Genomic DNA, 15,115 nt, shown 5'->3' with positions numbered 1-15,115 from the left:
CAGCCATTTTCGCCCATCTAATTGAATAAGCCTTCATTATTTTATCTGATATTAGTCGCTATTTCCTGCTTTACATCAGTCTATTTTGATATGTAAATACATGGTATGTAATCCACTACGAAATTGTAGGAGCAGACCATGGCCCGCGGAGGCATCAACAAGGCGCTGGTTCAGAAGGCGCGACAGGCGATCCTGGCGCGGGGCGAGAACCCCAGCATCGACGCGGTACGGGTCGAACTAGGCAATACCGGCTCGAAAACCACCATTCACCGCTATCTGAAAGAACTCGAAGATGCCGAGCGCGGCCGGGATGCGGGCTCAATCCCGCTCAGCGAACAGTTGGTCAACCTGGTCGGCCAACTGGCAGGTCAACTGGAGGAGGATGCTCAGGCCGCCGTGGCCCTGGAGCGCGAACAACTGGCACGTGAACGGCTCGATTTCCAGAACCAGGCTCGGCTGGCCGAAGGCCGAATCCAGCAGCTGGAAAGCCAGTGCGCCGGGCTCACAGAACAGCTGCTGGCTGCCCAGCAAGCGCTGCAGCAGGAGCAGCAGCAACGCCAGCAGGGCGAGATCGAGAATGCCCGCCTGTTGCAGGCTAACCGCGACCTGGAGGAGCGCCTGCAGGATCGCGATGGACAGATTCGCTCGCTGGAGGAAAAACATCAGCACGCACGCGACGCCTTGGAGCACTACCGCCTGGCCAGCAAGGAGCAGCGTGAGCAGGAGCAACGTCGACACGAGTCGCAGGTACAACAGCTGCAACTGGAACTGCGGCAGCTGCAGCAGACCCTGATCGTCAAACAGGACGAATTGACCCAACTGAACCGCGACAATGCGCGCCTGCTCACCGAGGCGCGGCAGTTGCAAAAAGAGCAACATGCGCAGCAACAGCTACTGGCACAGAAGGTTCAGGCCTTGGAGACCGCCCAGAGCGCGTTAGTCGGCGCTGAGCGCGCGAATGAGGCTCTGGAACAGCGCTGCAGCACATTGCAGGAGGAAGTGTCACGGCTGAACGAAACCTCCGCGACCCAGGCGCAGCAAGTGCAGGGCCTGCAAGAGCGCTTGGCCGAGGCAGCCACGCACCTGAAGCTACTCGGGCATACGCCTCTCACCGGCGGCGGTAATGAAACCGGTACATGACCCAGCGTTTTCGACTCGAAGGCCGCCCTCGACAGGGGTCAAACTGGCAGTCCATATTCAATCGCACGAATAGCTTGCCGCACGGCGCGCGTACCAGCTTCGGTTATCAGCAGCTCGACCGGTACCTCGTTGGACAGCACCACATTCGGTGCCGTTAACCACTGGAGCGCAGCTCCTAGATCCCCATCGTACAGCTCCAGTAGCGCATCGAGGATCTCGATAAGACGACAGAACACCTCACCTGCTTGCATAGACATCACGGCACTGCCGGGGAACGCAGTGACCCACTCCGCGATCTGCGCTGGCGATCGCCCCAACTCGCTTGCCAAATCGGAGACCAACGAAGCCGGCAATCCCGCCAACACAGCGAGATGCAGATAGTAGTGGCCTTTCGGCAAACCCAGTTTTTCGTGGAGCATGCCCATAACCGCCTCCCGAATAATGCGCCTCGTGGCTTCGAGACAGACCAGATGAACACCCTACCTGAAGGCAACTCGGCAGAGCGAGGTTGCTTTAGCCGTGGCGCTTTGATCGGTGCTATCCTTGATATCTGCCCAAGAGCTTCCTCTCCCGGGTACAAATACCGGTGATGAAACTTGGTTTGAGGCGGTCTCTTTGAGGCCGCCTTTGTCACTTCTGGAGGGGGGCAGTGCTGAGCAGTCCACTGCCGCGTTGTGCGCGTCGCAGCACAAAGCCTCGACCAAGGCTGTTCGCAAGCCCTCTAACTCGGCATTTCTCCAATTCTCTAATCTCGTGCCGGCCACGGATAGCTGGAATTATCTGCAATTATCTCGACATAGATAATTGGTCAATTATCAACCGCCGCAGGCGAGTTTCGAATCGTGTTAACGCTCTGCGAGTGCAACCAAACGGCTCACTGGATGGCTGAAGCGATTGGGCGCGAAGCAGGTTTTGCCTGAGCAGGGCACCTATTTTATTCGTTTAAATACAGTGTGTTAGAAAACGAATGTCCTGATTTTGGCCTTATCTCGGCATACGCCTGACCCGGTTGCGCTCTGAAAAAAACATAGAAAACAAGTAGATAGGAGGGAAGTGAGTGAATTTTCCCTTTATCTCGGCATGACCCCTGCAGCGCCTGCAACACACCTTGCAGCGCCTGCAATCGCGCCGGCTGGATATCCGCACGGTCAAGCGCGCCACGCCGTTCGCCTTCCCCCTGCTGGTGGAACGCTTTCGCGAAAGCCTGAGTTCGGAGAAACTCGCTGACCGTATCCGGCGCATGGTGGCCGATCTGGAACAGGCCGCCGGCCCGGGTGGTTATCAGGACTCGGCCTTCGCCATCGACGACGAGCGCCCGGCGCCGCGCAAAGGCCGCTCCCCGCGTCAGGGCAAGGACGGCCTGCCACGGCCACCGGCGCAGCGCCCGAAAAAACGCCGCTGACTAGAGAGGTTTCATGAGCGAGCACCACCCCGGCCATCTGATCCTGTCCCTGGCCGGCGCCGAACTCTGGCTACTGGCGGACAAGGCCATCTGGTGGCCGCAGCAGCAGGCGCTGCTGATCGCCGACATCCACATCGGCAAGGCTGCGGCCTATCGCGCCCTGGGCCAGCCGGTGCCACAGGGCACCACCGCCGCCAACCTGCAGCGGCTGGACGCCCTGTTGCAGCGTTTCGATTGTCGCCAACTGATCTTTCTCGGCGATTTTCTCCACGCCCCCGGCTCACGCACGCCGGCCACCCTGGCGGCGCTGGCCGAGTGGCGCGAACGGCATGCCGAGCTGGCCATGACCCTGGTGCGCGGCAACCACGACAAACGTGCGGGCGACCCGCCTGAAGGCTTGCGCATCGCGGTGGTGGAAGAACCGCTGTTGCTCGGCCCCTTCGCCCTGCAGCACGAACCTCTCGCGCACGCCAGCCACCATGTGCTGGCCGGCCACCTGCACCCGGCCTACTCGTTGCGCGGCAGGGGGCGACAGCGTCTGCGCCTGCCCTGCTTCGTCCTGGGTGACGAGGTCAGCCTGTTGCCCGCCTTCGGCAGCTTCACCGGCAGCATGACCTTTCGCGCAGAACCCGATCAGCGCATCGTGGTGGTCGGCGACGGCGGTATCTGGCCCGTCCAGCACAGCGCGCCCTGAGGCTTACAAACGCTGCAAGGTCGCAGCATCCTGCTCACCGTCGTAGAACGCCTGCAGCACCTCGGCAAACAGCGGCTGCGTCGGCGCAGCTGCATGGAACAGGGTCATGCTCGAACGCAACTTGAGGTCGTCCGGCGATCCCATGATCTGCCGCGCCGAGCGCCCACGATGAGACAACAGCGCCCGGGCACAATCTTCCAGGCGCCGGCCCAGCAGCGGGTGCGCCAGGTAGGCCCGCGCCTCGTCGAGGCCGGAGATGCCGTAGTGCTCGGCCATTTCACTGCGGCCCAGGCCGCGCAGCTGCGGAAACACGTACCAGATCCAGTGACTGCGCTTGGCGCCGGCACGCAGCTCGTCGAGGGCCTGTTGATAATCGCGTTGCTGCGCCTCGACGAAACGCGCCAGATCGAACGGATCGTTCATCGCGCCGACCGTTCGTGCCCCACCGGCGTGGTATCGGGCAGTGCGCCCTGCGTGGCGAAGTCCGGGCTGTGCACCTCGGAATCCAGCGGCATGTGCGCGTAGCGGACCTTTTCGGCACCTGGCGCGAGTGGGTCGGCCAACCCTGGGCGCTGGAGCGGACGATGCTCGCCCAGGCCCCGGGACAGCAACCATCCGCCCAGCGCGGCACCAGCCGCGCCGAGCAATCCGCCGCGCCGCAAACCTGCGCCGAGCAGCGCCAGACCGCCGCCAATCGACGCGTAGCGCTGCCAGTCGTGAAGGTCGTTATCGGTGTGTTTTTTCATGGCGACTATTTCCTGAGGGGTGACCTATCAAGTGACAAGTGCCTCCTCGGGATGTTCTGACGCTTCGCGCTGCCGCCTATCGCATGTCGGCCACAGCGCCCTGCTCCGCCGATGAGCAGCAAGCTGCCATGCCATGCGCAGCTGAGCACGCCTGATCAAGCGGCTGCGTCGCGGTCTTCAGGCGAGCGATGCATTGGGGCGAGCAGATGCCCGGCGAGGGGAATTGTGGAGCAGGCTCGGAATCGAGCAAGACGGTAACAGCCTTGCGGACTGCTACAAGCGGTGTGACTGGTGCCCGAAGCCGGACTCGAACCGGCACGCCCTTGCGAGCGAGAGATTTTAAGCAACAGCATGGCTCCTGCACCGGGCATTCTCTCGACTTGGATACAGCTTGCTGCAGCAGGTTTTCCGTAGAGCCCACGTTTTGGATCATATGCCGGTGCACGACGCAAACCGCCCCGGTTCTCTTTCGCCTGGCTCCTAGCCGGCCCCTGGAATCGGGGCCTTTCGGGAGCACCTCATGGCAAAGATCAAGCTCACCAAATCCGTCGTTGACACGGCGCAAGCGCAAACCTGCGACGTGGAACTCCGGGACACGCTCGTTCCAGGATTCTTGTGCAAGGTCACTCCAACCGGCCGCAAGGTGTTCATGGTTCAGTACCGCACGAACTCCGGCGTGCGGCGCAAGCCTGCACTCGGTCAGTTCGGAGAACTGACCGTTGAACAGGCTCGGTCGCTGGCGCAAGGCTGGTTGGCCGAAGTCCGGCGCGGCGGCGACCCTGGGCGCGACAAGACCGAGGCCCGCCAGGCACCGACGGTCAAGCAGCTGTGCGGCCGATTCATGGACGATCATTCCAAGGTGCGCAACAAACCGAGCACCCAGGCCGCCTACCAGTACCATATCGACCGCTACATCATCCCCGCCTTCGGTGGCAAGAAAGTTCACGAGGTCACGCGCCACGATATCATCGCGCTGATGAAGCACATGGAGAAGTCCCCAACACAGGCCAACCGAGTGCTGTCCTGCGTGCGCAAGATGTTCAACCTGGCTGAGCTGTGGTGCTACCGCCCCGATGGCTCGAATCCATGCCGTCACGTATCCAAGTATCCGGAGAAAGGCTCGACCCGTCTCATCACTGACGGGCAGATGGTCAAGCTGTTTGCCTATCTGGACAAGGCGGAGGCCGAGGAACTAGAGCATCCGACCTACCTACTGGCCATCCGCCTGCAATTCGAGTTTGCAGCTCGCATGTCGGAGATCCTGCTGCTGCAATGGGACTGGCTCGACCTGCCCAACAGCCGGGTCGTCTGGCCGGACAGCAAAACCGGCGATATGTCCAAACCCTTGAGCATGGAAGCCCGCCGCTTGCTGGAGAACGCGCCCCGCTATGGCGAGTCGCCCTATGTCTGCCCGGCGACCCGCAACCATGGTAAACCGCTCAGCCCCCATTCCTATTACAACGCTTGGCGGCGCATCCTCGATCGCGCCGGCGTGCCAAGGATTGGCACCCATGGTATCCGTCATCGCTCGGCCACCGACATCGCCAACTCCGGCATTCCAGTTAAGGTCGGCATGGCGCTGACCGCGCACAAGACCGTGGCGATGTTCATGCGCTACGTCCACACCGAGGACGACCCGGTGCGCAAGGCAGCCGAACTGGTGGCAAACCGGCGCAAGACGGTTATCAGTGCCCGCCAAAAACCGAAAGAGGTGACCATATGATCAGTGACCAGCACCCCGCCATATCGACACCAGTCGGTGTGGTGCCGTCTCGCCGCCCCGCCCTACCAGTGCAATGCACCGGCATCTGGAAAACTATACCCGTTACGGGTATAGTTTGGAGGTGGAAATGACGCACATCCTCAAGCGAAAGGACTTCGCACGGTGGCAGGCGGACGAGAAGCTACCTGACGCCGCATTGTGCAGGGCTGTTAAGGAGATGGAAGGCGGTCTGATCGACGCGGACCTGGGCGGCCATCTCTACAAGAAACGGGTTGCCCGTCCCGGCGGCGGCAAGAGCGGCGGCTACCGCACCTTGCTGTCGGCCCGAGTCGGCAACCGCTATGTGTTCCTGCATGGATTTCCCAAGAGCGACAAGGCGAACATCTCGCAGGACGAGAAGAAAGCACTGCAGTTCGCCGGCAAGGTGTTCCTGGAACTGTCCGCCGAAGCCTTGTCGAAGGCGTTGCAGTCAGGTGTGTTATTGGAGGTGCATTGTGAGCAAGATCATTGAATCCCTGCGTGGTGACCTAGCTGCGCTCCACGAAGCGGGAGCAATTAGCAAGGTAACGATGCGCGAATTCGACGCGATCTGCCCGCCGCCGGTGCGGGAGTTCAGTGCTGTCGACATCAAGCGTCTGCGCGAATCCTTGAAATTCAGCCAGCCGGTGTTCGCTCTTCATTTGCACACGTCGGCCTCGACAGTGCGCAAGTGGGAGCAAGGCGAAACCCATCCCACGGGGCCGGCGCTCAAACTGCTCAACGTCATCGCCGACAAGGGCTTGCAGGCTATCATCTGATGCCTGGCAAGACAGGTATTGGCGACGCGAATTGCCCCTTTCATCTTGAAACCGCGTGCTCGCCGATACCGTGTGAGGTCTGAGCGGATGCAGACCCAGCAGTCGCTGCAAGCAATCGAGAGTGCCGCATGACCAACTGGAAGCGGTTGTTCAATGCGCTGGCCAGCGCGCAGAGCCAGCACTAGGTCGGCATCACCTCATCATGCTCATCACTTGAGCGATGAGCCCGGTGAACTAGTCCGCGACACCAGCATGTATTCCCCATCGACACGATGAGTAAGCCATCAGAATCACGTGGCTTAAAGGGAAGCTTGGCAAATAGCGAAGATGACTGAAGAATGGCCTCATCGATCACGGAAGGTCACTGGGGAAGATTTGGTGATTCGCGATTCATCTTGGCCTGAGACTTCTGCAGACTTGTTCCGCCACGCCACTGCGGAAAAAGCGACCCTCTATCGCTCCATTATGGAGGTGTTTGCTGCCGCCAAGCGCCAGTACCGCCTGCAATTGCGACCCGACGAAGTATTGTCCGAGGCGAATTGGGGCAACAGAACGCCACCTGCTCAGGAAGAGATTGCCGCCGCACTGGCTCAGCTAGCTGCCTGGGGCAATCTCGAATCACAGCCGGACATGACGCGCGTATCTACGCTCAACGATTATTATCGAGCACGTTTTCTCTATCGGCTCTCGCGCGGCGGCGAGGCGGTAGAGGCCGGCCTGATAGCATTCGCACAGAGCCTACGTCATCGTGCAGAACTGCAGACAGTTGCGCTGGAGGACATCGACAGCCGCTTGCGCGCCTTGCAGCGATTGATGGCTGAGGCGCAATCAGTCAACGACCTTGATACCGCCAAGGCACATGAGATTCTACGCGACCTAGTGCGGGTGTTTGAGGGTCTCACTGAAAACGCCCAGGCGTTCATGGCTGGAGTGGCACGTAGTCTAGAGTTGCAGCAGGCCGACGCCACCGCATTGGTCGCTTACAAGCGACGGCTGATCGACTATCTCGAGCGCTTCATGGGTGATCTGATCCGCCGCTCCGATGCCATCGCCCGCACGCTGCATGAATTGTCCGCCGCCATCGACTATGTCTTACGCCAAGTCGCTGCACGTGAAGCGCGTGATGCCGCCCCCGACGGCACTGGCGAGCAGGCAGAGGAAACGCAGCGTCGCCAGGATATCTGGCGCGAGCGCTGGAAAGGATTGCGCGGCTGGTTTCTGGCCACCGGCAACGAACCACCTCAAGCAGAACTACTGCGTGCCCGAGCGCGCTCGGCGATTCCGCAACTGCTTAGCGCCATCGCGGCAATTAATGAGCGACGCAGCGGGCGCAGCGACCGGTCGGCCGATTTCCGAGTGCTGGCACAGTGGTTCGCTGCATGCGACAGCGACGACGATGCACACCGTCTCGCGCAAGCAGCGTTCGCGCTGCACCCAGCACGCCATTTCTCACTAGAGGTTGCTGATGCAGACGACGTGCCAGCGAGCACCTCTTGGCTGGATGCACCTCAGCTGATCATCAATCCGCGCTTGCGCGAGTACGGTGAAGCCGCGCCGCGCGGCGCACTGGCGAAAGTGCGCGATCGTAGCCGGGATCGGGCGCTGATGGCTCAGCAATTGGCGGAGGAATCGCGCCAAGTCGACGCCGCGCGCCGGCGATTGGCGACCGGCCGCCCGACACGCTTATCGGAACTGGGCGAGCTCGATGTGCATGCCTTCGGCCTCTTTCTAGGATTGCTTGGCGAGGCGCTGGCCGAACAACACGACCCGAACAGTCCTGTCGAGCGTCAAACGGGCGACGGTCTGCTGCGTATTCGCCTGGAACCTCTGGCTGAAAACAGCCGCGCCCAAATCTGCACGGCAGCCGGGGTCTTCTCCGGCCGGGATCATCTGCTGACGATCCGGCTCACCGAGGACAGATCATGAGCATACCCTCGTCCCGCCGTGGCACCCGACATGTCGGAGAAACACAGAAGGCGCAGCAGCAAGACGAATTCCGCCGGGCTCTGCGCAGCCTGCTGATGTGCCCGCTCATGCCGCCAGGGCACGCGGATTTCCCCGCCGTACGTCGCCAAGCCGAGCGCCTGCGCGAGTGGTTCGCCCGCGAGACCGGCTGGCCGCTGCATGTGGACCGCGAAGGTGCCCGCCTGTTCAAGCGCCCGGCCGACCTATCCGCCCCGACCCGTGGCCTGCCGGACTATGACCGGCGTCGCTATGTACTGCTGTGCCTAGCTGCTGCAGTGCTGGAGCGAGCCGATCCGCAGATTACCCTGCGACAAATCGGCGAGCGGATCGTACAACAAGCCGCCGACCCGGCATTGGAGACATTGGGTTTCGCCTTCACCTTGCACGGTGCTGCCGAAAGACGCGAGTTGGTCATGGTGTGCCGTACCCTCTTGGATCATGGCATTCTCGAACGTGTCGCTGGCGAGGAAGAGAGCTTCGTGCAGGACGGCAGCGGGCCACAGTCCGACGCCCTCTACGACATTCACCGGCGCTTGCTGGCCGGCCTGCTAGCTGCGGTGCGCGGGCCCTCGACCTGGAGCACAGAGGAGACTCCGGGAAATACCGAGGCTCGGCTGCATGCACTGGTGGCTGGCTTTACGGTGGACAGCGAGCAAGGCAGGCGAGATGCCATACGCCACCACCTGGCGCGACGCCTGCTCGACGATCCGGTGCTGTATACCGACACCCTGGACGAAGAGACGCGCAGCTATTTCGTCAATCAGCGCGGTGTTCTCGCCAACCGCTTGTGTGAAGCCACCGGACTGGTCGCCGAGCAACGCGCCGAAGGCCTGGCCCTGATCGACGAGAGCGGACAACTGACGGATGTAGCCATGCCCGCCGAAGGCACTGAGGCTCATGTCACACTGCTGGTAGCGGAGTACCTGGCCCGGCGTCTGCGTGATAAACGTGCCCCATTGCGAGCAACCGAAAGCGAAATTGCCCTGTTCCTGCGCGAGGCCGCTGGGCGATATGGCCGCTATTGGCGCAAGTCGGCGCGCGCGCCAGGCGCCGAACACGAGCTGGCGGAAATCGCCATCGCTCGCCTATGTCGTCTGGGCCTAATGCTGCGTGATATGCATGGCGTGCATCCGTTGCCCGCCATTGCCCGCTTCTCCCTCGGACAGACCGAGGTGCGCAACGCCCAGGGCGCCGAAACCCTGTTTCTAACCGAGCCTGACGCATGACCAGCGACCTATTCATCACCTCTTCCCGCCCCCCACTGCCCAAGCCTCTACGCGAACGCTGGCAGCCATTACGTCTTGGCCTCGTCGAACTGTTCCACTACGACAGCGAGGAGTTCTGGTTCCACGATGGCCATTTACTTCTGCGCGGCAATAACGGCACCGGGAAATCCAAGGTGCTGTCGCTGACCTTACCGTTGCTGCTGGACGCACAATTGCGCTCGTCGCGCGTCGAGCCCGACGGCGATAGCGGCAAGAAGATGGCCTGGAACCTTCTTGTCGGTAGCTATCCCCGCCGTATCGGCTACAGCTGGATCGAGTTCGGCCGACGCGAGCGCGATGGCCGCCCTCGCTACCTGACCCTGGGGGTCGGTTTGTCGGCAGTCGATGGCCGGGCTCAAGTAGACAGCTGGTTTTTCATCGTCGAAGGTGACGGCACGACACTAGACCCGCGTATCGGCGAAGATCTTTGGCTTACCACTGCCGAGCGCCAGGTCCTTACTCGCGAACGCTTGCGCGATGCACTTGGCGGACGAGGTCAACTATTCGAAAACCATCAGCTGTATCGCCGTGCCGTGGACGAGCGCCTGTTCCAGCTAGGGACACGGCGCTATGACGCTCTGATGGATACGCTGATCCAGCTACGCCAGCCACAACTGTCAAAGAAACCCGACGAAACCGGCCTGTCCAATGCCCTGAGTGAGTCTCTGCCTCCGTTACCACCCGAGCTGCTGGGCGATGTGGCCGAAGCGCTCAACCAGTTGGAGGAAGACCGCATTCAATTGGAAGAAACGCGCCTACTGGAGCAAACCGTCACCCAGTTTGAACGACGCTACCGCATCTATACCGGTATGTTGGCGCGGCGCCAGGCACGCGAACTACGCCAGGCTCAAACCCACTTCGACAACGCCAGCGAGGCCCGCAATCAAGCGCAGGCTGAACTCGTCAGCGCACAGAACGCGCAGGGTGAGGCTTTTGCGAAGCACGAGGCCGCGAAGCTGAAGTATTCGGCGGCCCGAGAGCTGGTAGATACGCTGCAGAGCGATCCCGCCAACCAGGACGCCAACCGTCTTGCCCTGGAAGAACGCAATGCCGCCGAACGGCAACATGCAGCTCACACGGCAAGCCGACAGCGCGATGAAGCGCGTAGCAAACTCAATAGCGAAGTAGAACTGAGCCAGCGACGGACCGCTGCGGCCACTCAGGCTCGCGATGAGCTGGACAAGGCGCGTACTCGTACGCTGGACGCGGCCGAAGCACTCGCTATAACAGCAGACCTCGCAATCAACCCACTGCTTAGCCTTGAGGCCGAAGCGCTGGCGGCTCATCCTCCCGAGTACAGAGCAGCTGAAGAAGCCCTGCGCGAGCTGGTGAGGAATCGGCGCGAGGACATCGCCCATCTGCGTAAGCGTCATGCAGAAGTTAGCCAACACCAAGCGGTACTGGCGGACAAGCAAGAACACGTTCGAACCATTCGCGGTGAAATGGACATAGCACTGGCGCAACGCGAGCGGGCCGACCAGCAAGCCGAACAGGCAGGCAGCGCGCTGCTCGGAGCCTGGTCTGAGCACTGCACAAGCCTCGTCCAATTGCGCTTCGATGCTGAGCAGTCCTTGCTGCAACTGGCCGAGTGGGTGGCCCACCCGGAAGGCGAAAACCCAGCGCAAGTGGCACTGGACCACGCCTGGCAGACGACGCTGCAACGAAACGCCGCCCAGCAGGCGGAGCTGGACAGTTACCTTGCTAGCCTGAACAAACAGCGCGCCGATATCGAAGATGAGTGCACCCGCCTGGCCGCTGGCGAAGATGCGCTGCCCGCCGAGCCGCCCACCCGGGCCAGTGGTGTGCGCCTGCAACGGCACGGCGCGCCGCTCTGGCACCTGGTGGATTTCCACCCGAGCCTGGATGCCGCGCAACGGGCCGGGCTGGAAGCCGCCCTGGAAGCCAGCGGCTTGCTTGACGCCTGGCTGTCGCCAAATGGGATATTGAGCGATAGCGACGGTACGCCGCTGCTGGATAGCAGCTGGCACCAGCGCGCGCCAGTGAACGCTGCCAACCTGAACGCTGCGCTGATTCCCGCATTGCCCGAGGCCTGTCCGATCACACTAGCAACGCTGACTGCGCTGTTGGCAGGCGTGGCTTACGGCACGCAGGAGCCGAGCGATGCCGAAGCCTGGCTGTCGCCTGATGGTCGCTATCGTCTGGGGCCGCTGGCAGGTGCCTGGCAAAAAACCGAGGCAGGCTACATCGGCCGCAGCGCACGGGAACTGGCACGACAACGACGGCTGGAAGCACTCGCCACCCTCCTCGCCGAACTCGACATGGCGCAAGCCAAGCTCGAACGACAATACGAAACCCTGGCCGCCGAGCGCAACCAAGCCGAACTGGAACGGAAAAGCGTACCCTCCGAGCGCCCACTGCACGATGCGATTGCTGCCGCGCTGCAGGCCGCCCGTGATGTCGATCGGAGCCGGCAACTGCTGGTGCTGGCCGAAACGCGCAGCCAGGAAGCCAAAGACGCATGGCAATCGGCACGCGAGCAGTTACACCACGACGCGACCGACCTGAGCCTGCCGGCAGACCCCGAGCTACTACCGACAACCGAAGAGGCCTTGGAACACTTCGCCAACGTCCAGGCGCATCTGGTCCAGGCAGCACGCGAGTGGCAGCGCGCATGGCCCGATCAGAGCCAGCAGCAACAGCGCGAAGACGAAGCGCGCAGGGTGCTGGAACAGGCCGAGGAAACCCTGATGGTCGCCGACGAGCAGGCTGAACAGGCCCGGGGCCGCTTGGAGACACTACGCCAGTCCATCGGCCAGCAGGTGGAAGAATTGCTGGCCAAACTGGCCACCGCGCTCGCCGGACGTACCCAGGCCGAGCAGGAAGCCGAAACACGCCGCACGGCGCTGGGCGAAGCGGAAAAACGGCTGGCCGTGATCGCAGCGCACGTCGAACGCACCGAGCAGACACTGAGCGAGCGTAGCGACGAGCGCACTACGGCCGTCGAACGCCTTCGCCATTTCAGCGCCAGCGGCCTGCTGGCAGCCGCATTGCCGGACCTGCAATTGCCTGAGCATTGGAGCATCGACCCGGCGCTGAACCTAGCCCGCCGCATCGAACAGGCGCTGACTGGCATCGCCGATGACGAGGCCACTTGGGCCCGCGTACAGAAACAGATCGCCGAAGACCTGAGTGAACTGCAGCGCGGGCTGAGCGCCTTGAACCACCAGGCCATCTCGGAACCCAACGATTGGGGCATCACCGTCACAATCCAGTACCAGAACCGTGCCGAGCGTCCCGATACGCTCGCGCTACTGTTGGCCGAGGATATTGCCCAGCGCAGCGAACTGTTGTCGGCGCGCGAGCGTGAAGTGTTGGAAAACCACCTGCAGGCGGAGATCGCCGCCGAACTACAGCGCCTGATGCGGGCTGCCGACGACCGTGTCAAGGCGATAAACGACGAATTGCACAAGCGCCCTACCACCACAGGCGTACGCTACCGCCTGCTATGGGAGCCGCTATCGGTCGAAGAAGGCGCACCGGCAGGCCTGGAGGACGCCCGCAAGAGCCTGCTAAATACCAGCGCCGACCTCTGGTCGACCGAAGACCGGCGTGCGGTCGGTACCATGCTGCAACAGCAGATCGCCGCCGAACGCGCCTTGGCCGACGCTGACAGCGCAGGTAGAAGTCTTCTCGATCAACTCGCCCACGCGTTGGACTATCGCTATTGGCATCGTTTCCGCATCCAGCGTCAGCAGGATGGTCAATGGCGCAAGCTGTCTGGACCGGCCTCCAGCGGCGAACGCGCGCTAGGCCTGACCGTACCCTTGTTCGCCGCTATTGCCAGTTTCTACGGCCACGGCGGCAGTCCCTTGGCGCCACGCTTGATGCTGCTAGACGAAGCCTTCGCCGGTATCGACGATACCGCTCGGGCACACTGCATGGGACTGGTACGGGAATTTGACCTGGACTTCGTCATCACCAGCGAGCGGGAGTGGGCCTGCTATGCGGAGCTACCTGGCGTGTCGATCTGCCAGTTGCAGCGTCGCGAAGGTATCGAAGCGGTGTTCGTCTCGCGCTGGACCTGGGATGGACGGGCTAAGCGACTCGAGGAAGATCCTGATCGCAGGTTCCCCTTGGCATGAAGACCAGCCCCGACTTACGTCTACAGCGCCTGCTCGGCGGGCCAGAACTGGACGCCCTCCGCCAGCGCTTGCGCCGCCGTTTTGAGCTCGCCGATGCCGAGCAGTCGCTATCCTCGGTTCACTTGAGCAACCTCGCCCCGGTAGAGTACTCGGCTCTTTGCCAACTGACTGGCCGCCCCTCGCGTATAGCGCGCTCGATGACGCTGGACATTGCCGATCTCGATGCACGACTGCGTGCCGCAGGGCTAGCCAACTCGCTACAGGATGCTCTGGAGAGGCTGGATGGCCCTATCGTTGCGAAAGCCAGCCTGCGTAAAACGCTATCGGCACAATGGTCGGCTCTGACAACCTCGGCGTCGGACGAAGGCAGCCCTCTCCTCCGCGCCTGGCTGCAAAACACAGCTACCTCCATGCCCCTGCTCAAGCGTCTTGGACGCGACCCCGCGGGCGCTAATCAGCTACTGGCAGCGACTGATACTGTGCTCCGCCGTCTGCCCGAGGAAGGACTACCTCGCTCGCAACTTGCCGCCGAAACGCTGGGCGATGCCCATGCGCTGGATCCCGGCCGTCCTGTAGCGACCCTGGTACTGTCGGCGTGGCGCCTGCACGAGCGCACAGGCGGCTCTCAAGAAGATGAGGCAACAACCGAGACTGGCGATGGCACCGAAGAGCGTGTGCGGGAGGTTTGGTCGAGGGCGGGAGTTCTCGTCAACGAGCTGGCCCGCCCTGCTCTCTTTCTTAACTTGCCTGCACTGCCAGACACAGCCCGCACCTGGCTGCCTGGCGAGCCCGCCTACCTCTCACTGCGGCAGTTGGTTCGCAAGCCGTATTCCTGGGCAGTAGACGGACGGAATGTGTACGTATGTGAAAACCCGAACATAGTAGCCATCGTCGCCGACCGTCTGGGTGCCGATAGTGCTCCATTAGTCTGCACCGATGGCATGCCCGCCGCTGCGCAGCGATTTCTACTCGACCAATTGGCCGCCGCCGGCGCTCGCCTGCACTACCACGGCGACTATGACTGGCCCGGGATCGGCATCGGCAATCACGTCATGCGCACTTGGCAGGCAATCCCTTGGAGATTCGGGTACAGAGACTACCTCGCGGCGGTGATGGTAGCGCCGACGCGGCCGCGCGATTTGGCCCTCAATGGGGTCGAGGCTCTATGGGACAAAGCGCTGCACACGGCCATGGACACCCAAGGACTCGCAATTCCAGAGGAAGCGGTTGTCAGCACTCTCATAGACGATCTGAGCCATAAGGTGTAACAACCCACGCGC

General features: G+C 62.2%; 12 protein-coding genes and 1 pseudogene. 10 read left to right on the top strand and 3 right to left on the bottom strand.

What is annotated here, in order from left to right:
* Positions 1 to 138: 138 nt before the first annotated feature.
* A complete protein-coding gene (locus BLS61_RS15330; protein WP_090432281.1) occupies positions 139 to 1,140 on the top strand; it encodes a DNA-binding protein in 1,002 nt (333 codons plus the stop codon).
* 38 nt (positions 1,141 to 1,178) lie between these two features.
* Here the strand turns inward: BLS61_RS15330 and BLS61_RS15325 are convergent, their stop codons facing one another.
* The gene (locus BLS61_RS15325) at positions 1,179 to 1,565 is read right to left on the bottom strand and encodes an antitoxin Xre/MbcA/ParS toxin-binding domain-containing protein (protein WP_090432280.1); all 387 of its coding nucleotides are present in this window, start codon (positions 1,563 to 1,565) and stop codon (positions 1,179 to 1,181) included.
* Between the two features lie 662 nt (positions 1,566 to 2,227).
* On the opposite strand from BLS61_RS15325, the pseudogene BLS61_RS15320 reads away from it, so the two are divergent.
* A pseudogene (locus BLS61_RS15320) lies at positions 2,228 to 2,542 on the top strand (DNA ligase-associated DEXH box helicase); the annotation flags it as partial.
* A gap of 13 nt (positions 2,543 to 2,555) precedes the next feature.
* Positions 2,556 to 3,236 (top strand): ligase-associated DNA damage response endonuclease PdeM, encoded by a 681-nt coding sequence (gene pdeM / locus BLS61_RS15315; protein ID WP_090432279.1) that lies wholly within the window; start codon positions 2,556 to 2,558, stop codon positions 3,234 to 3,236.
* Between the two features lie 3 nt (positions 3,237 to 3,239).
* Here pdeM and BLS61_RS15310 read toward each other — a convergent pair whose 3' ends face one another.
* Together BLS61_RS15310 and BLS61_RS15305 are read right to left on the bottom strand one after the other, a co-directional pair.
* Positions 3,240 to 3,659: a DUF1810 domain-containing protein gene (locus BLS61_RS15310; protein ID WP_090432277.1), complete on the bottom strand. Its 420-nt coding sequence runs from the start codon at positions 3,657 to 3,659 to the stop codon at positions 3,240 to 3,242.
* The gene (locus BLS61_RS15305) at positions 3,656 to 3,982 is read right to left on the bottom strand and encodes a hypothetical protein (protein ID WP_090432276.1); all 327 of its coding nucleotides are present in this window, start codon (positions 3,980 to 3,982) and stop codon (positions 3,656 to 3,658) included. Before BLS61_RS15305 ends, BLS61_RS15310 begins: the two co-directional genes overlap by 4 nt.
* A 520-nt stretch (positions 3,983 to 4,502) precedes the next feature.
* Between BLS61_RS15305 and BLS61_RS15300 the strand changes: the two genes are divergently transcribed.
* The 7 genes from BLS61_RS15300 to BLS61_RS15270 all read left to right on the top strand — a co-directional run bounded on the left by BLS61_RS15300 (position 4,503) and on the right by BLS61_RS15270 (position 15,103).
* Complete coding sequence (locus tag BLS61_RS15300; protein WP_090432275.1) at positions 4,503 to 5,705, top strand: tyrosine-type recombinase/integrase; 1,203 nt, start codon at positions 4,503 to 4,505, stop codon at positions 5,703 to 5,705.
* Between the two features lie 127 nt (positions 5,706 to 5,832).
* On the top strand, positions 5,833 to 6,216 hold the full coding sequence (locus BLS61_RS15295) for a type II toxin-antitoxin system RelE/ParE family toxin (protein ID WP_090432273.1): 384 nt from the start codon (positions 5,833 to 5,835) through the stop codon (positions 6,214 to 6,216).
* Complete coding sequence (locus BLS61_RS15290) at positions 6,200 to 6,502, top strand: helix-turn-helix domain-containing protein (RefSeq protein WP_090432271.1); 303 nt, start codon at positions 6,200 to 6,202, stop codon at positions 6,500 to 6,502. Before BLS61_RS15295 ends, BLS61_RS15290 begins: the two co-directional genes overlap by 17 nt.
* Positions 6,503 to 6,829: 327 nt before the next feature.
* Positions 6,830 to 8,428 (top strand): TIGR02677 family protein, encoded by a 1,599-nt coding sequence (locus BLS61_RS15285; protein ID WP_090432268.1) that lies wholly within the window; start codon positions 6,830 to 6,832, stop codon positions 8,426 to 8,428.
* Entirely contained in the window at positions 8,425 to 9,693 is a 1,269-nt protein-coding gene (locus BLS61_RS15280) for a TIGR02678 family protein (RefSeq protein ID WP_090432266.1), read from the top strand. Before BLS61_RS15285 ends, BLS61_RS15280 begins: the two co-directional genes overlap by 4 nt.
* The gene (locus BLS61_RS15275; RefSeq protein WP_090432264.1) at positions 9,690 to 13,835 is read left to right on the top strand and encodes a TIGR02680 family protein; all 4,146 of its coding nucleotides are present in this window, start codon (positions 9,690 to 9,692) and stop codon (positions 13,833 to 13,835) included. Before BLS61_RS15280 ends, BLS61_RS15275 begins: the two co-directional genes overlap by 4 nt.
* The gene (locus BLS61_RS15270; protein ID WP_090432262.1) at positions 13,832 to 15,103 is read left to right on the top strand and encodes a TIGR02679 family protein; all 1,272 of its coding nucleotides are present in this window, start codon (positions 13,832 to 13,834) and stop codon (positions 15,101 to 15,103) included. The genes BLS61_RS15275 and BLS61_RS15270 overlap by 4 nt, the downstream gene beginning before the upstream one ends.
* Positions 15,104 to 15,115: the final 12 nt, after the last annotated feature.

The sequence above is a fragment of the Ectopseudomonas guguanensis genome, from assembly GCF_900104265.1.
Taxonomy (GTDB): domain Bacteria; phylum Pseudomonadota; class Gammaproteobacteria; order Pseudomonadales; family Pseudomonadaceae; genus Aquipseudomonas; species Aquipseudomonas guguanensis.
This window is presented reverse-complemented; position numbering and strand designations above follow the sequence as displayed.